Raw genomic sequence first — 21324 nt, forward strand, 5'->3', positions numbered from 1 at the left:
CCTTACTGCGCTTTTTTGGCGCATTTCCCTTAGCCGATGCTTGACATGAGATCTTTTATCACCGTTCTGCTTACGGTATTCTTCAGCGGCCCATTCCTCCGCGCCCAAGTCAACCCCCTCCAAACTGGTTACGACCTGCTTACGGACAACCGGGAGCGGGAAGCACGGGACTACTTTGCCGCGCAGTTGACCGGTAGCCACGCCGGCGAGGCGGCCATGGCCCTTTCGTTTGCCGAAAGCATGTTACAAAACGTGCCCGGCTCGGTGGAAGCCTTCATAAAATTCGCGCAATTAGAGCGGGATGCGGCCAGGCGCAACGCTTACCTGGACGCGGTGTGGTCGGCGGGCCATGGGGAAATGGGAGCGGAACAACTGGCTTTCGTCGAGGAGCAAACGCGCAATCCCTATTCTCGCCTGCGTCCACTGGCGTACTACGCCCTCGGGGAACATTACTACTTTACGGATGACCTCAAGCAATCCCGTGCTAATTTTGAAAAGCTCGGTCCGGTCGATGGTTGGTCAATAACGGGTCCCTTCGAAAATATCTCCGAGAGTGGGTTTGACCAGGACTTCGGCGTACTCGCGCAACCCGGGGCCGGTGCTCCGTTCACCAGCAAGTTTGGCGTTTCGGTGAGCTGGTTCCCCGTTGAGCGGTTGGACCGCCACGGCTGGTTACACTTCGGGAATCACCTGAGTACGGAAAACGCGGTGGCGTACGCTCAGACCTTTGCCCAAAGCGACCGGGACCAGACCGTGGTATTCCGGCTCGGAAACAGTGGATCGGTCAAGGTGTGGGTGAACGACCGGCTGGTATTCACCGAGTTCCACGAGCGCGACAACCACCTCGATACCTACCGTTTCGCGGTCGATCTAAACGCGGGCTACAACCGCATCCTAATCCAGGTCGGGGCCACCACCTCCACCGGATCCAACTTTTTGCTGCGCATCACCGACGAGGCGGGAGCGTTACTGCCCGGTCTTTCCTACTCCCGCGACGTGCAGCGCTACGTTCCGGCGGAGGGGGAGAAGGTTATCGTATACGAGAACCCCACCGTTGCTTACTTCGAACCGCTCATCGCTTCCGGGAAAGCGACGTACATCGATTATCTGGCCTTCGCCCAATTTCATCTGCTGAACGGCTACCACGAAGAATCCAAGGCGGTACTTTCGGAAGCCCTCGCGCGCTACCCGAAGAATCACCACATCGTAAGTCAGCTGATCCCCCTGCTGCGGCAGATGGACGACGAGACCAAGGCCTCCGAACTGGAACAGCGGCTCAAAGTTGACGCGCCCGATCACCACCATTCGCTCAACGGGCGGATGAAGGACGCCCAGAACCTGGAAGACTGGCCACAGTACGCCGAGCTGCTGAATACATACAAAGCAAAATTCGGAGAAAGCGAACTTACCCTGGGCCACGACCTCATCCTGGCCGGTGGCCGGTCGGAAGCCGAGAAGGTGCGGAGCCTGATCGAAGCGGGTTACGATCGGTTTCCCGCCAGCGCGGAGATCGCCATCGGCCTGGCGAATATCGCCTCCGGCGTCCGCCAGCGCCCGAAAGACGCCATCAAGATTCTGGAGAAGTACCTGAAAAGCCATTACCGGGAGAGCGTGGTGGAGGAATTGATCGACCTGCGTTTCAAGGCGGGCGAGCCCGCCGAGGTGCTCAAACTGTTTGATATGATGCTGGAGCACGACCCGGTATCGGTCAATACCTATTCCCGCCTCAGCCGCTTGTATTACCTGCTTTCCGACTACGGGAAAAGCCAGGAAATGCTCGATCGGGCGTTGGCCATAGCCCCGTACAGCGGGTCCCTGTACAGCAGCCAGGCCGATATATACTCCGAAGCCGGTGATAAGGAGCGGGCCCAGGCGGCTTACGAAAAAGCCCTGTCCCTGAACTCCTACGATTACGGTAGCCGCGATGCCCTGCGTACCCTTCGCAGCGAGGCGGCATCGGCCTTTGCCGCGCTCCCCGAAACCGATTACTACGGGCTATACGCCGCCGCCAAGGGTGCCGAAGCCTATCCCGACGACCACAGCGTGATCCTGGCCTTCGACGTGCAGCAGGTAGTCCACGAAGGTGGCGCCAACGAAAGCCGGACCAGCTTGCTGGTGAAGGTGCTCAATCCGGAAGGGGTTGATTTCTGGAAGGAGTACACCATACCGATCTACGGTAGCCAGCAGGGCAACGTCGAAAAGGTCGAAGTACTCAATCCGGACGGCACTCGCCACGATGCCTCCCGCTCGGGGGCCGACGTAGTCTTCGACCGGCTGCAGCCCGGCGGTGCCATTCACCTCGTTTACCGGGTGCAGGATTACAAGTACGGCCGGCTCAGCGGTAAATTCTGGAACGAGCACCCGCTTGCCTTCGGACTGCCCAGCGTACAGTCCACCTATAGCCTCCTGGTTCCCGCCGACGCGCCCTTCCAGGTGAAAGTCACCGGCATGGAGCATACCGACGTCGAGCCTACGCGGACCAAAGTAGACGGCCGCGATCTGTACGTCTGGCAAATGAACGACCGGCCCGGTTTGCAGCCGGAAGCCGTTTCTCCGGATTACGACGACATCCTCCCCACCGTCAGGGTATCCAACATCGAAGACTGGGAATTCATCGCCCGCTGGTACAGTGAGCTGACGTACGCTAAGGTGCGGGTGGACGAAAGCGTAACGGAGGCCGTCGCCGAACTTTTCGCCGACGCACCCGTCAACCTAACGAAGCGGGAGGAGGTGCAGCGGATCTACGAATTCGTGGCCGGCAAGATCCGGTACATCTCCGTGCCTTTCCTGCAGTCGAACTTCATTCCGCAGCGCGCCGCGAAGACCCTCGCCACCCGTCAGGGAGACTGCAAAGACGTGAGTTCCCTGTTCGTAGCCATGTGCGACGTGCGCGGGATCGAGGCCAACCTGGTCCTGATCAATACCCGCGACCGCAGCCTGCAGCCCCTGGCCCTGCCGGGCATCGGGTTCAACCACTGTATCGCCCGCGTCGAACTGGACGGCGAGGCTTACTACGTCGAACTTACCGACGAGAACCTCCCCTTCGGTACCGGTGACTGGTCGGTGAACAACTCCTTCGCCGTGGTCATTCCCCGCCGCGGGGAAGCCTTCGACGGAACGGCGGGGCGCATCAATCCACCATCCCGGGGCGTCAATGCTACGATTCGGGAGGGCAAGGTCACCTTCGAAGGGAACGACCTGATCTTTTCGCTGGATAACCGCGTGGTCAACTCCGTGGCGTCCAACTACCGCCATCAGTACCGCAACGAAAGCGCCGATAACCGTCTCCGGTACATGCAGGAAGCCATCAGCGGCGACTATCCCAGAATCGAGCTGACCAAGCTGGAGTTCGGAGCGGATCTGAACGACCTGGCCGTCAACCAGGTATCTTACCACAGCGAATACCGCGCTTCCGATCCCGGCAACAAGATCGGGGGTATGACGATCTATCCGCTGATCCTCAGCGACCGGATGGAAGCCCCGCCGTATACCACCACCCAGGAGCGTAAATTACCCATCGACCTATGGCAGACCTTCCAGGCGGAATACTACGAGCAGACCCTCGAAGTCATCAACCCCACCGGAAAAGCCCTGGTCGAAGTACCCGAAGGGATCAAGATCAGTAATGATTTCCTGGATTATGCCATCGAGTATACCGCTTCCGACAACGGCCTCACCATCTTCCGCACCCTGCTGCTGAAGAAGGACGTGGTGGCGCCGGCGCACTACGCCGACTTCCGCGAGGACATGTTCCGCATCGTAGAGGCGGATAAGGTGAATTTGGCTTACCGGTAGGCCAGCGGTCCGCCACCCGGCGGTGGAAAGCTGGGAAAGGCGTATTTTAGAACCATCACACTCTTTTACGAAAGACGCGCCCGACATGAATACGAAACGCACTCCGTCGGAAAAGAAGGTACGGGTAGCCTTGCTGTCGGTCCTTCGCTACATCGGCGAACGGGATATACTTTTCTATTTCCTCGTAGCGGTGGCTACAGCCTGCCTATATCCCGTTGCTTTCGGTAAGGCGGAAAGTACGAGCCTGCCAGCGCTGACCATCGCGGGCTCGGCTTGTGTTTCCATTCTGACGGCCGCCTATGTGCTGGATAAACTCCCGCACGTGGACCGTATCCTGGAAGACTGGCGGGATTAGTCCGGGTAGCTTGCCTCGAGCACCCGGGCCTCGATCGTCATCGCGTTGCCCTTGCCCCGGATGTTGCCGTTGGGGTCCAGCTCCAACTCCACCATATGGTTTACCCAGCTGTCGTCGGCTGGAAACTCAACTTTGATGTAGTTGTCCGTGAAGCCATACAGGACGCCATCCTCTTTTCCCTGCTCCAGCAAGACCGGTCGTACTGCGCCCCGGTGGCGCTCGTAAAAGGCCCGCCGTTTCTTTTCGCTGAGGATGTTCAGCATTTTGTTTCGGCGGCGGCGCTCCGGTAGGGGGACAATGCCGTCCATGTCCGCGGCGGGCGTATTGGCCCGCTCGCTATAGGTGAAAACGTGGAAGTAGGTGACGTCCAGCTCCTGCACGAAGCGGTAGGTCTCTAGAAAATCTGCTTCCGTTTCCCCGGGGAAGCCTACGATCAGGTCGACCCCGATACAGGCATGAGGCATCACCCAGCGAATGTGTGCCACCCGTTCCGCGTACAGTTCCCGGCGGTAGCGGCGGCGCATCCGGGCCAGTTGCTTGTTGTTGCCGCTCTGGAGGGGCATATGGAAGTGGGGGGCGAAACGTTCGCTGTTCGCGACGAAATCGATCACCTCGTCGGTGCAGAGGTTGGGTTCGATGCTGGAGATGCGGAAGCGGTTGATGCCGTCGACCCGGTCTAGTGCACGGGCCAGGTCGACGAAGAGGGCCTCTTTACGGGGGCGTTTGCCCTCGATCACCTGGGTGCCGTTGCCGAAGTCGCCGATGTTGACGCCGGTCAGCACGATCTCCTTCACGCCGCGGGCGGCAATGGCCTCCGCGTCCCGGACGATCTGGTCGACGGTACTGCTCCGGCTCGCTCCCCGGGCGAGGGGAATGGTGCAGAAGGTGCACGAATAGCTGCAGCCGTCCTGCACCTTCAGGAAGGAGCGGGTGCGGTCGCCGAAGCTGAAGGAGGAGACGAAGGTATCGGCTTCCTTCACCTCGCCGGCGCGGACCAGCCCTTTTCCGCTGCCGCCGCCGATCCCGTCGATGAAGTCCAGGATCCGGAACTTCTCGGCCGCGCCCAGGACGAGGTCGACCCCCTCGATATTGGCAATGTCCTGGGGTTTGAGTTGGGCGTAACAGCCTACCACGACGATTTTTGCACCTGCGTTCGCGCCCAACGCTTTACGCACTACATTGCGGCACTTCCGGTCGGCGAATTCCGTAACCGAGCAGGTATTGACGACGACGACGTCGGCCCCGTCGGAGAAGGGAATCTCCCGGTATCCGGCTGCCTCGAACTGACGGCCGATGGCGGAGGTTTCGCTGTAATTTAGCTTACAGCCCAGGGTGTAGAAGGAAACGGTACCGATGGTAGACATGGGGCAAAATTACGATTACCCGGAGACTTGGCGGTTTACCGCCCGCCGGGTCAAAATGGCGCAAACAACGCCCGAGGCTGGAAGGTTACACAGGTTCTAAATCAAACGGTACGATGCGCAATTTTCTGCTGCTGATGGGTTTGGGTTCTTTATGGCTGCTGGCAGCCTGTGGCGAGGATGCTCGCGGTCGAACCGGTGCATCCAATGGGGGCATAAGCACGGATTCGATCGAAGCGGAGCCCCCGCAGTACGTTATCCGACAGAACCGGTTTTATCGCCTGGTCCCGGGCGAGCCCATCGCCGATGCCGGTGAACGACTGAAGGAAGGAATCCGGGAAGACGGGGAAGGGCGTTTCCGGGTGTATCACATTATTGGCGACGACGGGGAGGAGATCGGCTACGTCTTGCCCTCGGTGCGCGATTCCACGCTCATTGGGGACATTCACGTCACCACGCCGACCGCCGCCACGGAGGGCGATATCCGGGTGGGACACACCTATTCCCGCCTGCGCATCGCTTATCCGGCGGTGGAAGTGCGGGGATCCGAAATCGAAAGCCGGGCCTACGCCTACACCAAGAACAAGGCCTTTCTGCTGCGGGATTTTACATCAATGGAACAGGATGTCGACGAAGCGCAGGTGCCGGGGGATACCCGGATCGGAGAAATCATCATCATGGACAAGGCTCCCAGCGCGCCCCTGGAGATCTGATCGGAAGGGGTTGTACCGGCCGCTACCGGTATAATCCGCAACAAGACGGCCCTAATTCCATTTGCATAAAAAAAGCAATATGAAATTATCCGGAAAAACCGCCATCATCACCGGCGCCAGTAGTGGCATCGGGGAAGCTACCGCCAAAACCCTGGCCGCTCAGGGCGTGAAGGTCGTACTGGCCGCCCGCCGTGGCGACCGCCTTGAAGAACTGAAAAAAGCCATTGAAAAGGACGGGGGCGCCGCCCTGGTCGTGGAAACCGACGTAACCGAGCGGGCCGCCGTCAAAAACCTAGTGAAGCAGGCTAAGGATGCCTTCGGCCCCGTCGATATCCTGGTCAACAATGCCGGGCTCATGCCGCTCAGCTACATGAAAAACCTGCACGTAGACGAGTGGATGACCATGGTGGACGTCAACATCAAGGGCGTCCTGCTCTGTCTGGCCGAGGTACTGCCCGATATGACCGAGCGCAAGCAGGGGCACATCATCAACATCTCTAGCGTGGCCGGTCGGGAGGTGATGCCCGGCTCCGCGGTGTACTCGGCTACGAAATTCGCCGTGCGCGCGCTCAGCGACGGGTTGCGCAAGGAACTGGCTCCTAAGTACGGCATCCGCGTAACCTGCATCGAGCCCGGTGCCGTCGAAACGGAATTGTTGGACACCATTACCGACGACGAGCTGCGCACCGACTTCAAGGACAGCTTCGGCAACGTTGAGTTTCTCGACAAGCAAGACATCGCGAACGCCATCCACTACGCCGTCAGTCAGCCGGACGGCGTACACGTGAACGAACTGCAGGTACGGCCTACTTCCCAGGGGTAAACGACCGGCAAGCCAGATGAAAACACAGGGCGCTTCCGTACGGAAGCGCCCTTTTGGCATTCGGGTCACGGGTAGGCGTCGGTTTCCTAGCTTTGCGGGTAATGTACAAGGACAAAAAGGTCGTCGTCGTCATGCCGGCCTACAATGCCGCCCTAACGCTGGAGCGTACGTACCGGGAGGTCCCGCGTGACTTAGTGGATGAGGTCATCCTTTGCGACGACGCCAGTGCCGACGAGACGGCCGCCGTTGCCCGCCAGCTGGGGGTAGATCACGTCATTACCCACCCCAGCAACCGCGGCTACGGCGGTAACCAAAAGAGCCTCTACCGGAAGGCGCTCGACATCGGTGCGGACATCGTCATCATGGTACATCCCGATTACCAGTACACTCCCAAGCTCATCCCGACGATGTGCAACATTATCGGCGAAGGACTCTACCCCGTGGTGCTGGCCTCCCGTATCCTAGGTATGGGCGCGCTGCGCGGCGGAATGCCGAAGTACAAATACGTCGCCAACCGCTTTCTCACCTTCACCCAGAACCTCCTCATTAACTACAAGCTGAGCGAGTACCATACGGGCTATCGGGCGTTCAGCCGGGAAGTGTTGGAAACCATCGACTTCGAGGCCAACGACGACGATTTCGTCTTCGATAACGAGATGCTTTCCCAAATCATTTACCACCGCTTCGATATCGCCGAAGTGACCTGCCCGACCAAGTATTTTGACGAGGCTAGCAGCATCAACTTCGCGCGCAGCAGCAAATACGGGCTCGGCGTGCTGCGGGTCTCCCTAATGCACCGCCTGGCCAGATGGGGAATAGCGAAGCCGATCATCTACCGTAGGAAAAACTGATCTAGGTTACGCATCGCGCCAGAACAATTGCCTACCCGCGGCGTACCCTTGTAAATCACCCCCACCATGACCCCCATCTCCTTCAAAGGCATCCTATTCGACCTGGACGGTACCCTCGTGGATAATATGATGGTACACCACCGCGCCTGGCAACGTAAGTTGCAGGAACTGGGACTTGAGTATTCCCTGGATCGGGTAAAGGCCGAAATTCACGGAGTGAATACCGAGATACTGGAGCGCCTTTTCGGTGACGAGTATACCCACGAGGAGCGGTTGGCCATCAGCCGCGATAAGGAAGCCGCCTACCGGGAAATCTTCGCCCCGGAAATCGTGGCCAATACCGTCGGCGGCGCGCTGGACTTCATCAAGCAGGCTTACGCCGAAGACGTACCCATGGCCATCGGTACGGCCGGGCCGGAGGAGAATGCCTTTTTCGTGATCGACGCCCTCGACATCCGTTCGATGATGGGGCACGTGGTCCACAGTGGCATGGTGAATAATGGAAAACCGGACCCGGAAGTATTCCGAAAGGCCGCCGAAGGCATCGGGGTGGATGTGAAAGATTGCCTGATCTTTGAAGACAGCGTCACGGGGGCCCGCGCCGCCAACAACGCGGGTTGCCCGGTGGTCGTCCTTACCACCACTCATTCCCGTGAGGAATTCGAAGGGCTGGAGGTGGCCGCCTTCCGGGAAGATTTCCGTGGACTTACCGTTGAACGGCAACCAACGGGCGGCTTTCTACTTGCTCAGTAGCGGATCCGCTACTGACAAAAAAAGCTAGCGTTAGTGCTTCTTGGCCGAAGCCGTCCGCTTGGCGGAGGTTTATTTTTGGCTTCCTTGACCCCCTTGCCCTTTAACGGGGGGGGGGGCGATGGGAATGCGTTTACCATTTGGATTTCCCCGTTGAGGTAGTCCTCATCATAATCCAGGTCTTCCTGCGGAAAGTTGAATAAATTGCCGGGATCCCGGCCGTGCGGGGCGTTGAAAGCGAGGCGGTGGTTCAGGCTAAAAGCAAAGGGGGTGCGATTTGGATAGGAAACCGTCTCCCTTTTTAGGAACCCCGCCCTGAAATAGTACATCCCACCGTCGGAGGTAGCCGACATGCCGGAATGCGTACCTTCGACCCATGTGGTTGTCCCTGTTCCGATCCTTCGAGGCCTACCTGAAACTTACCCGGGGCTACAGCGCGCACACCCTGACGGCTTACCGGAGCGACCTGGAAAAATTGCCCGCGTACCTGGAACTCCGGGGTTGGCAATTGGGGGCCCGGCAAATAGAACGGATGCACCTGGACGGTTTTCTCCGCTACCTGGCGGAACTTGGACTCGCCCCACGGTCTCAGGCACGACTGGTTTCCGCCCTCAAAACGTTCTTTGCTTTCCTGCTAGATGAGGGGGTGATCGCTTCCGACCCGACGGAGCTGCTACGGGCCCCGAAACTGGGGCGTAAGATACCCGAAGTGCTTAGTTACGAGGAGATACGGTCGCTCCTGGGAGTCATCGATCTCAGCACCGATCACGGCCTGCGCGACCGCGCCTTGCTGGAAGTGCTGTACGCCTGTGGACTCCGGGTGAGTGAAGCTACCTCGTTGCGACTATCCGACCTGTATCTGACGGAGGCCTTTCTGCGCGTGACGGGAAAGGGAAATAAGGAGCGCATCGTTCCGATCGGTCCGGAAGCGATCAAGCATTTGGCGATCTACCTGCAGCACGTGCGGAACGCCTTACCGGTGATCCAGGATGAAAACACGGTGTTTCTAAATCGTAGGGGCGGGAGCCTGAGCCGGGTATCGGTCTTTACGGCGGTTAAGAAATACGCCGAAGAGGCGGAATTGGGCAAACACGTTAGCCCGCACACATTCCGCCATTCTTTTGCTACCCACTTAGTGGAGGGGGGCGCGGACCTGCGGGCGGTCCAGGAAATGTTGGGTCACGAAAGCATCCTGACTACGGAAATCTACACCCATTTGGATACGGATTACCTGCGGGAAACCATTCTTTCGTTTCACCCGGCAAACCAGGGTTAAAATAACTTGGCCAAGCTGGGGATAAAGAACAGCGCCAGGAAAATGGCCATGAGAAACGCAAGGAAGAGAATGCGCGCGAGATCGCCACGGAGTTCAGCAGAATGTTTCATGGGGTTACTGGTTGGAATAGTGTAGGTACAATCATCTGAAAAACCCTTTTCAAACTTGAAAAGTTCGGTTTTTAGGGGGTAGGGCGGGGGACTTTACGTTCTTTTACTCTACAGGTGTAACGCCGCGCGGTCGCGTGATATAGAGTCGCATACGAACTTTAATATCGACCGCTATGAATTACCGCATCCTGCTACTTTTTAGTTTACTCATTGCCTTATCCCTCGGCACCGACGCCCAGGGAACGGTGGAACGGGCGAAACGCCGAACCCAGCAACGAGCCAACAACCAGATCGACCGCAAGATCGACCAGGAAATAGACAAGGCTTTCAACGCCCTCTTCAGCAAGAAAAAAGAGGCCGAGGCTACGGAAGCGGAAGCTGGGGACCCCAACCCGGAGGAGCAGGAAGCGGCCAACGCCGTCGTAGGCATGCTGATGGGGGGAAACGATGATTTTACGCCCTTCCAAAACGAGCGGCCGTTCAGCGTGCTGATGACCGTAACCGAAGACAAGCGCGGCAAATCGGATGAAAGCCGCATCCGCATCGGAGCGACCACCGATAAGATCGGCATGATCACGGAGGGCGATGCGGGTTCGACGGCCCACATGATCTTCGACACCCAAGACGGAAAAACAACGATGATCACCACCGACAAGCGGGGCGACCGCTCCGCCTACCGCATGCGAATGCCCAACTTGGGTAAGCTGATTGACGAATCCCGGCAGGATGTGACGGATCACCTCGAGATAGAGCGTACCGGCGAGCATCGCACCATCGATGGCTACGACTGCGAATTGATCATCGTGACCAACACCGAGGAGCAGACCACTACCCGCTCGTGGATAACGAATGACGTGGACCTCTCGGCCATGGAGGTTTTCGGGACCATGAGCCGCATGTTAGGCGGTAAGCAGCAACCAGGCGCCGGTCAAATGGGCCTTCCCCCGGGAATGGCGGAATTGGTGGAAGGTTTTCCGATTGAATCCACCACCGTGGATGGCAACAAAACCTTCACCATGCGCATGTCCGAAATTAAAACGGGGGGGGATATCGACCTGTCTCTCTTCGAAGTAGGCGACGTTGAAGTGCAGGATATGGGATTTTAGCGGGTCGGGGGAGCAACGGTTTCCTGCGGTAGCGGTCACAACCTTCTGGGGCCGCTACCGTAATGTAGGGAGCCACTACCTACTTTTACCCCCTAAAATTGCCCCATGTCTACTTCCGATCCGATCCAGATGGTCGACCTCAAAACCCAGTATGAACGCATGCAGGATGAGGTAGACCAAGCCGTGCTCGACGTTATCCGCAGCGGGGCATTTATCAACGGCCCGGCGGTGCGGGATTTTCAGGCCGGACTGGAAACCTTCCTGCGCTGTGCCCACGTCATCCCCTGCGCCAACGGCACCGACGCCCTACAGATCGCCCTTATGGCCCTGGAACTGAAGCCGGGCGACGAGGTCATCGTACCAGCCTTCACTTATGTCGCCTCGGCCGAGGTGATCGCCCTCCTCGGGCTGAGTCCCGTCATGGTGGACGTCGATCCCTTCACCTTCAACCTCACCGCCGAGCTGATCGAGCCGGCGATCACCAAACGTACGCGCGCCATTATTCCCGTCCACCTGTTCGGGCAAAGCTGTGAGATGGAGCCTATCCGGAAGTTAGCCGATCGGCACGATTTGCGGATCGTTGAGGATAACGCCCAGGCCATCGGCGCCGAGTATACCTTCTCGGACGGTACGGTAGGCAGAACCGGGACCTTGGGCGACATCGGCTGTACCAGCTTTTACCCCAGTAAGAACCTGGGGGCTTACGGCGACGGAGGCGCCATCAATACCGACAACGACGAACTGGCGACCCAACTGCGCAAGGTGGCCAATCACGGCCAAAACCGCCGCTATTACCACGATGTCGTGGGGGTTAACAGCCGCCTGGATTCCGTCCAGGCCGCCATCCTCAACTGCAAGCTGCCCCACCTGGAAGCGTACAACGAGCGCCGGCGGCAGGCAGCGGCTTACTACGATTCCCGGCTCGGTGACATCGACGGCTTACTGACGCCGGCCAAACTGCCGTCCAGCACCCACGTCTACCACCAGTATACGCTGCGGATAACCGACGGCCGTCGTGACGGCCTGCAAAACCATCTTCAGCAGGCCGGTATCCCGAGCATGGTTTATTATCCGGTGCCCCTCTACGATCAGGATGCCTTTCGGGGTACCGCGGCCAATAAAATCGACTACCTCCCGGTCACGGATACCCTCTGCAAGGAAGTCATTTCGCTGCCGATGCATAGCGAACTCCAGGAAGATGCGCTCTCCCGTATCTGTGCCTCCGTCCGGGCGTATTTCATGCAGTAAGGTAGGGCGGGGCCGAATGCACGGACAGTCGGGCCATAGCCGGAAACCGGACGTCTTGTTTAAAACAAAAAGTTTTAAACAAGCAACAATCTGTGATTGGCGGGCGTTTATATCGGACAGTGAACTACTGAAAATCACCCGATTATGGCACTCCCGATCGTAATGCAGCAAGTCGAATCCCAGATGCTCTCCGAGATGGGGTACCTGCGTTCGGCCAGCACCCTATTCGTGAAATTCCGCAACAACGGGGCCGTATACGCCTACTTCGGCGTACCCTCCGAGCATTGGCAGCGGCTACGTGCCGTGGCCAGTATCGGTCGGTACATGCAGCGCCACATTTTTAAGCAGTACGCCGCCGCCCGCATTTCCGAAGGTGAACGGCAGCCGAGCAATGATCGGCTTGAGGCCGCGTGACACGGGGTATGGTTTTCCCGGGTTGGAGCCCGTACGTACACGGATACCTTGGCCGTACACCATCTTACAAACGATGGTACGCTGAAAATTTGGAAAAATTTAACGTGGGCTGAAACCGAGCAATAGTGCGGCGTTCAGCGGGGAAGCGCAGAAATATGATCTAATGTTAACTCAATGTAAACTACAGGTAAACTATAACTTAACCAATTGTGTTATATTAGCCTGCCGTTTACAAAAAGTTCACACCATGCCCAAGACGATCTATAAAGAAGAACAGCGCTTCCGCAATCCCGGGCTCCTGGCCCTCTTCGCCCTCATGACCCTGTTGCTGTGCTACCGCATCGGCATCGAGCTCATCAACGGCGCTACCACTTTCGACGTGGTGGTCACCGCCCTCATCGCTATTGCCATCGGTTTTTGCTGGTACGGGGTTTACCAGACCCGCCTGAAGATCAAGATCAACCGGAAACACCTCAAGGTGAAAATGAAGGGGCTGATCGGTCGCCGACTCAAACTGCGCACCGACAAGATGACCTGCTGTGATTTCGTGGACGTATCGCCCTCGGCTCGCTGGTCAGGACTCTTCGCGAACCCATCCTCCGATTTTAGATCCATCGACTTTGGCGGACGGCGCGGGCTTTTCGTCGAGATGGAAGACGGACGTTCCTACTTTATCGGTTCCGACGATCTGTTTGAGCGGCAGCACGAAAAACCGTTTCAAATACTCGGTCAGGCCAGCTGAAAGGTCTGAGCTCATTCAACCCGAGGACGGAAACGGCGGTCTCCATTTCTTCTTCCGGGGAAGCTTCTATACAAAAGCCATTGGCGGCGGCGCGCAGGTGTCGTGCCGGAATCAAACCAATCAGCTCCGATCCGGTCACGCCGGTACCCAGTTGCTGGGCCAGGTTCACGGCCGTCAGGTACACCCGGGCCAGGCTGAGGCTATCGGGATCCACGACATTACAACTTACCTGGCACCGGTTGTACTCGTCGATAAACCAGCCAATCGCCTTCAGGCCCGGAAATAATCCGGGCCTTTGCTTTGTGCCGCTGCCCCGAAGCCGGGCGGCCAGTTGCCGGGCCTGCAACAGCGATGCACCCGGTTCCAGGTTGATGTTCCAGGCAATGAGAAAGGGCCGGGCTCCCATAATCGTCACCCCCAGGGTGGGGTGGGGGGCGGAAGGACCGAAGTCAGGCTCCCACCCCGGGCTGCGCAGTTTTTCTGCCAGGCCCTCGTACTCCCCCCGCCGCACGTCGGCCAGGTTAAATCGATCGGGAACCCGCGCGCTGCCGGCGTAAAGGTAAATGGGCAAATCGAAGCGTTCGGTTACCCGTTGGGCCAGCTCCTGCGTCCCCGCCGCCACCTCCTCCATGCTGATGCCCGACACGGGAACGAAAGGGCAGACATCCACCGCCCCGCTCCGGGGGTGGCTGCCACGGTGCAGGCGCATGTCGATCCGTTCGCTGGCCACCGCATACACCCGGTAGGCGGCCTCCCACACCGCCGCCGGCTTACCCGCGAACGTGAAGACGGTGCGGTGGGCGCCGGGACCGACGTCGCGATGCAGTAAATAGCAGCCCGGCGTACCGGCGATCGCCCGGGAGAGCGCTTCCAGGGTCTCCGGATTGCGCCCTTCGCTGACGTTTACGACACATTCTAACAGGGGATCGGCTTCGGACATGTGATTTTTCGGACCTTGCGCGTTCGGCAAAGAAAAGAAAAAGCATGCGTTACTGGTTGCTCCTGCTCCTTCCCGCCATTCTGGCCTGCGGGCCCGACGAGCCGGCGGAAGAAAACCCGGCAACTTCCGGCGACCCCGGTCTCGACCGGCTTACCGAAGCGATTCGCCAGAACCCCCGCGACGCCAGTCTGTACGGTCAGCGCGCCAGTATGTATTACGACCTGGAGAATTACGACTACGCCATCAACGACCTGGCTACCGCCATCTCCCTCGATAGTACCAACATCAACTACCACTATAACCTGGCGGACGTTTACCTGGAATACTACCAAAGTCGCCTCGCCCTGCGCACCCTCCAACGCGCCGTTGCCCTAGACCCCGACCGGCTCGAGACCCGGCTACGGGTGGCCGAAGCCCAACTGATCCTCAAGCAGTACGAGGATGCCATCGCCTCCCTCAACCAGGCGGTGCGCATCGACCCCCGCAACCCGGAAGCCTATTACCTCCTGAGCCAGGTGTTTTACGAGACGGGGGATACCGTCCGGGCCATCAATTCCGCCGAGGAAGCTACCCAGATCGACCCCGATATGACCGACGCCTACCTGCTGCTCGGGGAAATCCAGGCCGCCCAGGGCGATCCGCGGGCCGAGGCTTACTTCGATGCGGCCGTAGACATCGACCCCGAGGACGTGATCGCGATCCACTCCCGGGCGGATTATTACCGCGAGCGGGGCGACCTGACGCGCGCCATCGACGAATACCGCCGGGCCAGCATCATCGACCGGCAGTACGTGGCCGGCAATTTCAACGCAGGTCTCCTGCTGATGGAACTGGACAGCCTGCAGCAGGCGTACAACGAATTCAACATCACCATCAGCAACGACCCGGTCCACACCCGTGCTTTTTTCTACCGCGGGTACGCCAGCGAACTGATGGGCAAGCTCGACGCCGCCCAACGGGATTACGAAACCGCCCTACGCATGGCCCCCGATTTCACGCTTCCCCGGGAGGGACTGGAACGCCTCGATGGATGAAGTCCGCGATGAGGGCCGCGTTGGCGTCGTCCTCGTCGTAAGTCCAGCGGCCGGCGTCCAGGTGGCCGCCACCGGGGATGGTGACCGACTGCACCCGCGCACCTGCCCTCCGTAGGTGGTGGGCAAAGCGGAGGGAGTGTTGTTGGGCTACCATACCGTCCCGGTCGCCGTGGATTAGCAACCATTCGCTGTCCCGATCGGGGCCCGGGCCCGCACAGGGGCTGATGGCCGGATACTTGCCGAAGAGTAAGCCGGGGCGCAATAGGTCCAGGTCGAGCGGGGCCGCAAAGAGCAGGGTCTGCTTTGGGCACCGGGGCCAACCGGCCGCGGACCACCACTCGGGGTGCAATGCCAGTACCGCCGCGAGGTGTCCGCCGGCGCTGATACCGGCGACCTGTACCGGGCCGAGCGGGCGACCGGTTTCCCGGGCGAGGGTGGCCGCCTCGGTGATGGCGGCCCGGCAGTCGGCCACGATATCCTCCAAATTGACCAACGGCGGACGGCGGTAACTCGGCAGGATCACCCGGTAACCGGCGGCGAGCCAGGGGCGGGCGGCCGGGAGAAAGGAATCCGGGGTGCCGAAGGTCCAGGCACCCCCGTGGAGGTATACCGCCCAGGGGCGTTCCTCCTCCCGCCCGGCACCCGCGGGCTCGGCGAGGAGGAAGTACTGTCGCCGGTGCGGGCCGTAATCGTGGCGGGTGATCCTCGCGTCCATCCCCCGCTTCGCGCTGCGGGTGCGGTACCAATAGTAAGCCAGACCGGCAAGGTCGCTCAGGGCAAATCCTATTTGGCGAATCATTTGTTGGTATTTTCGTCACTCTCCCCGGCCGCGATCCACCGCAGGCCCCTAAAAACCGACGCGTGAAACTACCCATATTCTTAGCCGCCCTGCTGTCGTTTGTTCATTTACCGGCCCAGGCACCCGCCCGGCCCAACTCCGGCGAATTGCACGCCGCCATTCAGAAACTGGGCGTGCTGGGTTCGGCGCTGTACATCGCCGCCCACCCCGACGACGAGAACACCCGTATGATCGCCTATCTCGCCAACGTGGAAAAGGTGGAAACGGCTTACCTGAGTCTCACCCGCGGCGACGGCGGCCAAAACCTGATCGCTCCCGACATCAGCGAGTTACTGGGCCTCACGCGTACTCAGGAGCTGCTGGCCGCCCGGCGCATTGACGGCGGCCAACAATTTTTCAGCCGCGCCAACGACTTCGGTTACTCCAAGCATCCCGACGAAACCTTCAACATCTGGGACCGCGAGCAAGTGCTGGCCGACGCCGTCTGGGTAATCCGGAAGTGGCGGCCGGACGTGATGATCCTCCGTTTTGACCCCCGTGACCCCGGATCCACCCACGGCCACCATACCGCCTCCGCCATCATCGGCCTCGAGGCCTTTGACCTGGCCGGTGACGCCACCGCCTTTCCCGAGCAACTGGCGTACGTCGAAAACTGGCAACCGAAGCGGGTGTACTGGAATGCCTACAGCTGGGGAGACAACCCGCTGCCCGACCACGCCGACAGCACGAAGCTCATCGAGGTCGATGTCAATGCCTACCTCCCCAAACTGGGCGAAAGCGTAGCCGAGATCGCCGCCCGCAGCCGCAGTCAGCATAAGAGCCAGGGCTTCGGTAGCTCCGGCAGTCGCGATCGGGCCGTGGAGAAACTCGAGTTGCTGAAGGGCGACGACCGGGATACCGAGGGTGATCCCTTCGCCGGTATCGATGTCAGCTGGGGAAGCCTGGAGGGCGGTGCCGCCATCGGCGATCGACTGACGGCGATTGAGGCGTCCTTCGACTTCGACGATCCCGCCGCCTCGGTTCCCGACCTGCTCGAGGTTTACGAGCTGATGCAGGAACTGCCCGATGGCTACTGGAAATCGAAAAAGATGACCCAGATAAAGGACGTGATCTCCGGTGCGCTGGGGCTATACGTAGCCTCCACCGTGACCACGCCCTTCGCCACCCCGGGCGATACGGTAACGGTCGTCACCGAGATCGCCAACCGGAGTACTCTTTCTCTGACCATCAATAGCATCGGGGTAGCGACGGGAGGTACCCTGCGGGAGCGCGGCACTTCCCTCGGTCGCGATTTGGCACCAGGAGCGGTGATCCGGGATACCCTGTCCGTCGTCCTGCCTCCGGAGGCCTTCGATAGCGGCCCCTACTGGCTGGCGGAAGACTGGAAACTGGGGATGTACGTGGTAAACGACCAGCGGCAGCGCGGCCTACCGGAGACACCGGACCCCCTCACCACCCTGATTTCCTTGATGGTGGATGGGCAATCCCTGCCACTGGAGCGTCCGGTGCGGTACAGCTACACCGACCCCGTGGCGGGCGAGGAATTTCAGCCCTTCGAGGTACTGCCGCCGGCCTTCGTGGAAGTAGGGGAATCGGGCTTTCTGTTCTCGTCAAACGAGCCGCGTTCCGTCACGGTAAAGGTGACCGCTGCCCGGGATTCGCTGGACGGAACGCTGCGCCTGGACGTCCCCGCGGGTTGGTCGTTTTCCCCGGCCGACCAGCCGGTATCCATTGAGCGGGCCGGTCAGGAGCGTTTCTACTTCTTCGACCTCACCCCGCCGGACGGACAGTCGCAGGGTCGGATCACCCCCCGGCTGAACCTGGACGGCACCGACTACGACCGTCGCCTGGTCCGCATCGATCACCCCCACATCCCGACCCAACTGGCGACCCTGGACGGTGGTGCCTCCGTGGCCCGGGTCAAAATTGAAACGGCGGGGCAGACCGTCGGCTACCTGCCGGGAGCGGGCGATGCCATTCCGGAAGCCCTCGCCTCGATTGGGCTGGATGTCGACATTCTGGACGATTCCGAAGCCTCCGTCGGTGATCTGAGTCAGTACGATGCCATCGTAGTGGGTGTACGCGCCTACAACACCCTCGAGCGCATGCCGGTCTACCAGCCCCGGTTGCTGGAGTACGTCAAGCAGGGCGGAACGCTGATCGTACAGTATAATACCAACCGCCGCCTCATGATCGACGAGAAAGATCTCGGTCCCTATCCCCTGCAACTAAGCCGCGATCGGGTCACGGTAGAGGACGCTCCGGTCGAGCTACTCGTTCCCGATCACCCCGCCCTGAACTTCCCCAATAAAATCACGGCGGCCGATTTTGAAGGCTGGGTACAGGAACGCGGACTCTACTTTCCAGACGAGTGGGCCGAAGAGTATACCGCCCTGCTCAGCAGCCACGATCCGGACGAAGACCCGCACAAGGGAGGCTTGCTGGTCGCCGAGTACGGCTCCGGCCACTTCGTATATACCGGCTACAGCTTCTTCCGCGAGCTTCCCGCCGGCGTTCCGGGCGCTTACCGGCTGTTTGCTAACTTGGTGGCCCTGGGCCAAACAAAATAGACCGCATGCAACTGGGGTTCGTCACCGCTATCCTTCCGGAATTATCCCTCGAAGAAGTCCTTAAAACCGCCGCCGACTTCGGTTACGACTGCGTGGAGGCGATGTGCTGGCCTCCGGGAAAAGCCGAGCGGCGCTACGCGGGCGTGACGCACGTGGACGTCTCGAAACTCGACGACCGGGGGGCAGACGAAGTACGGGAGCTGCAGGCGCGCCACGGTGTCTTCATTTCTTCTCTGGGCTATTATCCCAACGTTTTGGGCGCCGGAAGCGCAGGTGAAAAGCAGGTAGCCATCGATCACCTCCACCAACTCATCGATGCCAGTGCCAGCTTGGATATCCGTACCGTAACCACTTTCGTCGGTCGCGATAAGGACCGCACCATCGACGACCAGTGGGAAGATTTCTTGGCTACTTGGCGCCCGCTAGTCCGCCGTGCGGAGGAAGCCGGGGTGCGCATCGGTATTGAAAATTGCCCCATGCGCTTCACCGCCGACGAGTGGCCGGGTGGCAACAACCTCGCGGTGAGCCCGGCGATCTGGGAAAGGATGTGGGAAGCCATTCCCAGCCCGAGCTGGGGTCTGAATTACGACCCGAGCCACTTGGTGCTGATGCAGATGGATTACACCCGTCCCTTCCGCGACTATCCCGAACGCCTGATCCACGTACACGCCAAGGACCTGCGCATCGACCGCGAGAAGCTGGATCGCCACGGTGTTTTTGCTCATCCGGCGCTCTGGCATACCCCGAAGATTCCTGGACTGGGCGACGTAGACTGGGGGCGGTTCTTCGGTCACCTGACGGACGCCGGCTACGACGGTCCGGTATGCGTGGAAGTCGAGGACCGGGCCTACGAGGGCAGTAAGGAACTCCGCCTGCGGTCGCTGCGACAAAGCCACGATTACCTGCGGCAGTTTATCGTCTGAGGCGGCTTTCTGGTCCCGGGCTTACCTTGCACCTGTCCCGATTGCTATCGGGAGCGCAATAAATACCTTACATGGCCCGCCGCAGAAAGAACCGCTTCCCCGAACGCATTGATAACGTAACGATTACCGGACTGGCGGACAAGGGATTCTGCGTGGGGAAGACCCCCGACGGCATGGCGGTATTCGTAGAAGATGTAGCCCCCGGAGACGTTGTGGACGTGCGCCCCTTCCGGAAAAAGAAAAAGGTACTTTTCGCAGCGCCCCTGCGGTTCGTTGAGCGGTCGAAAGAACGGGTAGAGCCCTTTTGTCAGCATTTCGGCGTATGCGGGGGTTGCAAGTGGCAGCACTTCGCCTACTTCGGCCAATTGCGTGAAAAGGAACGGATGGTCCACGATGCTTTCCGCCGCATCGGTAAAGTGGAAGTAGAGCAGTGGGAGCCGATCCTGGGCAGCGAGACTATCGAATACTACCGGAATAAACTGGAGTTCGGCTGTGCCAACCGCCGTTGGCTGACTACCGAGGAAATCGGCACCGACATCAACAACGAGGAACCGGTCATCGGATTCCATAAAGCCGGGGCATACGATAAGCTCATTCAGATCGAAAAATGCCACCTGCAGCACGGACCGAGCAATGAAATCCGTAACGGACTGCGTGAACTGGCGACCGAAATGAATGTGCCTTTTTTTGACATGCGGGAGCGTCACGGGCTACTCCGGCAACTCATGGTTCGTACCACGACCACGGAGGAGTGCATGCTGGTCATTGCCTTCTTCGAGGATGACCGAGATACCATCACCCGCTTTCTGGATGCCGCGCTGGAACGATTCGGGGAGCGGATCAGCAGCCTCTACTACTGCATCAACGGCAAGGTCAACGAGTACCTCATGGATCTGGACATGGTGCACTACGCCGGTCGGGAATACGTAACCGAGACCCTGGGCCACGTCCACTTTCGGATCGGCCCGAAATCCTTTTTTCAGACCAATACCAAGCAGGCGGAACGGCTCTACGCTATCGCCCGCGATTATGCCGGACTAACCGGGGAGGAGAATGTGTATGACCTGTACACCGGCATCGGATCCATCGCCCTGTATGTCTCCGGGCAGTGTAAAAAGGTGACCGGTATCGAGGAGATCGCTGCCGCTATCGACGACGCACGCGAAAATGCACGCGAAAATAATGTCACCAACGCGACTTTTTATGCCGGGAATGTAAGGGACATCCTTACGGACGATTTCGCCAAAACCCACGGTAAACCAGATGTCCTGATTACGGATCCCCCGCGGGCGGGAATGCACCCGAAGGTCGTGGAAATGCTGTTGCAGCTTGATGTACCGACAATCGTTTACGTGAGCTGCAACCCCGCTACCCAGGCCCGCGACCTGGCTTTGTTATCCGATAAATACGTAGTAGAGCGGGCCCGCCCGGTCGATATGTTTCCGCATACCAGCCACGTAGAGAATGTAGTTAAATTGAGACGGATTACTTTGTAAAGATTTGAGTTGTTCGTC

General features: G+C 59.5%; 18 protein-coding genes. 15 read left to right on the forward strand and 3 right to left on the reverse strand.

Going from position 1 to position 21324, the window contains the following annotated elements:
• Window positions 1-45: 45 nt before the first annotated feature.
• The gene (locus CLV84_RS10630) at window positions 46-3795 is read left to right on the forward strand and encodes a DUF3857 domain-containing protein (RefSeq protein WP_170067665.1); all 3750 of its coding nucleotides are present in this window, start codon (window positions 46-48) and stop codon (window positions 3793-3795) included.
• A gap of 85 nt (window positions 3796-3880) precedes the next feature.
• Window positions 3881-4150 (forward strand): hypothetical protein, encoded by a 270-nt coding sequence (locus CLV84_RS10635; RefSeq protein WP_104419777.1) that lies wholly within the window; start codon window positions 3881-3883, stop codon window positions 4148-4150.
• Here CLV84_RS10635 and mtaB read toward each other — a convergent pair.
• Entirely contained in the window at window positions 4147-5514 is a 1368-nt protein-coding gene (gene mtaB / locus CLV84_RS10640; RefSeq protein ID WP_104419778.1) for a tRNA (N(6)-L-threonylcarbamoyladenosine(37)-C(2))-methylthiotransferase MtaB, read from the reverse strand. The genes CLV84_RS10635 and mtaB overlap by 4 nt on opposite strands.
• 113 nt (window positions 5515-5627) lie before the next feature.
• Between mtaB and CLV84_RS10645 the strand changes: the two genes are divergently transcribed.
• From CLV84_RS10645 to CLV84_RS10690, 9 genes are all read left to right on the forward strand, one after another.
• On the forward strand, window positions 5628-6224 hold the full coding sequence (locus CLV84_RS10645; protein WP_104419779.1) for a hypothetical protein: 597 nt from the start codon (window positions 5628-5630) through the stop codon (window positions 6222-6224).
• A 79-nt stretch (window positions 6225-6303) separates the two neighbouring features.
• Window positions 6304-7047, forward strand: coding sequence for an SDR family oxidoreductase (locus CLV84_RS10650; RefSeq protein WP_104421163.1), 744 nt, complete (start codon window positions 6304-6306; stop codon window positions 7045-7047).
• 101 nt (window positions 7048-7148) lie between these two features.
• On the forward strand, window positions 7149-7898 hold the full coding sequence (locus CLV84_RS10655) for a glycosyltransferase family 2 protein (RefSeq protein WP_104419780.1): 750 nt from the start codon (window positions 7149-7151) through the stop codon (window positions 7896-7898).
• 66 nt (window positions 7899-7964) lie between these two features.
• A complete protein-coding gene (locus tag CLV84_RS10660; protein ID WP_104419781.1) occupies window positions 7965-8651 on the forward strand; it encodes an HAD family hydrolase in 687 nt (228 codons plus the stop codon).
• A gap of 373 nt (window positions 8652-9024) precedes the next feature.
• Window positions 9025-9924, forward strand: coding sequence for a site-specific tyrosine recombinase XerD (gene xerD / locus CLV84_RS10670; RefSeq protein ID WP_104419783.1), 900 nt, complete (start codon window positions 9025-9027; stop codon window positions 9922-9924).
• Between the two features lie 283 nt (window positions 9925-10207).
• Window positions 10208-11140, forward strand: coding sequence for a DUF4412 domain-containing protein (locus tag CLV84_RS10675; protein ID WP_104419784.1), 933 nt, complete (start codon window positions 10208-10210; stop codon window positions 11138-11140).
• A 105-nt stretch (window positions 11141-11245) separates the two neighbouring features.
• Window positions 11246-12388: a DegT/DnrJ/EryC1/StrS family aminotransferase gene (locus tag CLV84_RS10680; RefSeq protein ID WP_104419785.1), complete on the forward strand. Its 1143-nt coding sequence runs from the start codon at window positions 11246-11248 to the stop codon at window positions 12386-12388.
• 144 nt (window positions 12389-12532) lie between these two features.
• Complete coding sequence (locus CLV84_RS10685; RefSeq protein ID WP_104419786.1) at window positions 12533-12802, forward strand: KTSC domain-containing protein; 270 nt, start codon at window positions 12533-12535, stop codon at window positions 12800-12802.
• 247 nt (window positions 12803-13049) lie between these two features.
• Window positions 13050-13544 (forward strand): hypothetical protein, encoded by a 495-nt coding sequence (locus tag CLV84_RS10690; protein ID WP_104419787.1) that lies wholly within the window; start codon window positions 13050-13052, stop codon window positions 13542-13544.
• On the opposite strand, the gene ftcD is transcribed toward CLV84_RS10690, so the two are convergent.
• Window positions 13474-14484, reverse strand: coding sequence for a glutamate formimidoyltransferase (ftcD, locus tag CLV84_RS10695; protein WP_104419788.1), 1011 nt, complete (start codon window positions 14482-14484; stop codon window positions 13474-13476). The two genes, CLV84_RS10690 and ftcD, sit on opposite strands and share 71 nt — an antisense overlap.
• A gap of 44 nt (window positions 14485-14528) precedes the next feature.
• On the opposite strand from ftcD, the gene CLV84_RS10700 reads away from it, so the two are divergent.
• Window positions 14529-15518, forward strand: a complete 990-nt coding sequence (locus tag CLV84_RS10700) for a tetratricopeptide repeat protein (RefSeq protein ID WP_104419789.1) — start codon at window positions 14529-14531, stop codon at window positions 15516-15518.
• On the opposite strand, the gene CLV84_RS10705 is transcribed toward CLV84_RS10700, so the two are convergent.
• On the reverse strand, window positions 15478-16317 hold the full coding sequence (locus CLV84_RS10705; RefSeq protein ID WP_104419790.1) for an alpha/beta hydrolase: 840 nt from the start codon (window positions 16315-16317) through the stop codon (window positions 15478-15480). The genes CLV84_RS10700 and CLV84_RS10705 overlap by 41 nt on opposite strands.
• A gap of 62 nt (window positions 16318-16379) precedes the next feature.
• On the opposite strand from CLV84_RS10705, the gene CLV84_RS10710 reads away from it, so the two are divergent.
• From CLV84_RS10710 to rlmD, 3 genes are all read left to right on the forward strand, one after another.
• Complete coding sequence (locus CLV84_RS10710) at window positions 16380-18887, forward strand: PIG-L family deacetylase (protein ID WP_104419791.1); 2508 nt, start codon at window positions 16380-16382, stop codon at window positions 18885-18887.
• Between the two features lie 5 nt (window positions 18888-18892).
• The gene (locus CLV84_RS10715; protein ID WP_104419792.1) at window positions 18893-19810 is read left to right on the forward strand and encodes a sugar phosphate isomerase/epimerase family protein; all 918 of its coding nucleotides are present in this window, start codon (window positions 18893-18895) and stop codon (window positions 19808-19810) included.
• A gap of 71 nt (window positions 19811-19881) precedes the next feature.
• On the forward strand, window positions 19882-21306 hold the full coding sequence (gene rlmD, locus CLV84_RS10720) for a 23S rRNA (uracil(1939)-C(5))-methyltransferase RlmD (RefSeq protein ID WP_104419793.1): 1425 nt from the start codon (window positions 19882-19884) through the stop codon (window positions 21304-21306).
• The last annotated feature ends 18 nt before the right edge of the window (window positions 21307-21324 follow it).

The organism is Neolewinella xylanilytica, assembly GCF_002934605.1.
Taxonomy (GTDB): domain Bacteria; phylum Bacteroidota; class Bacteroidia; order Chitinophagales; family Saprospiraceae; genus Neolewinella; species Neolewinella xylanilytica.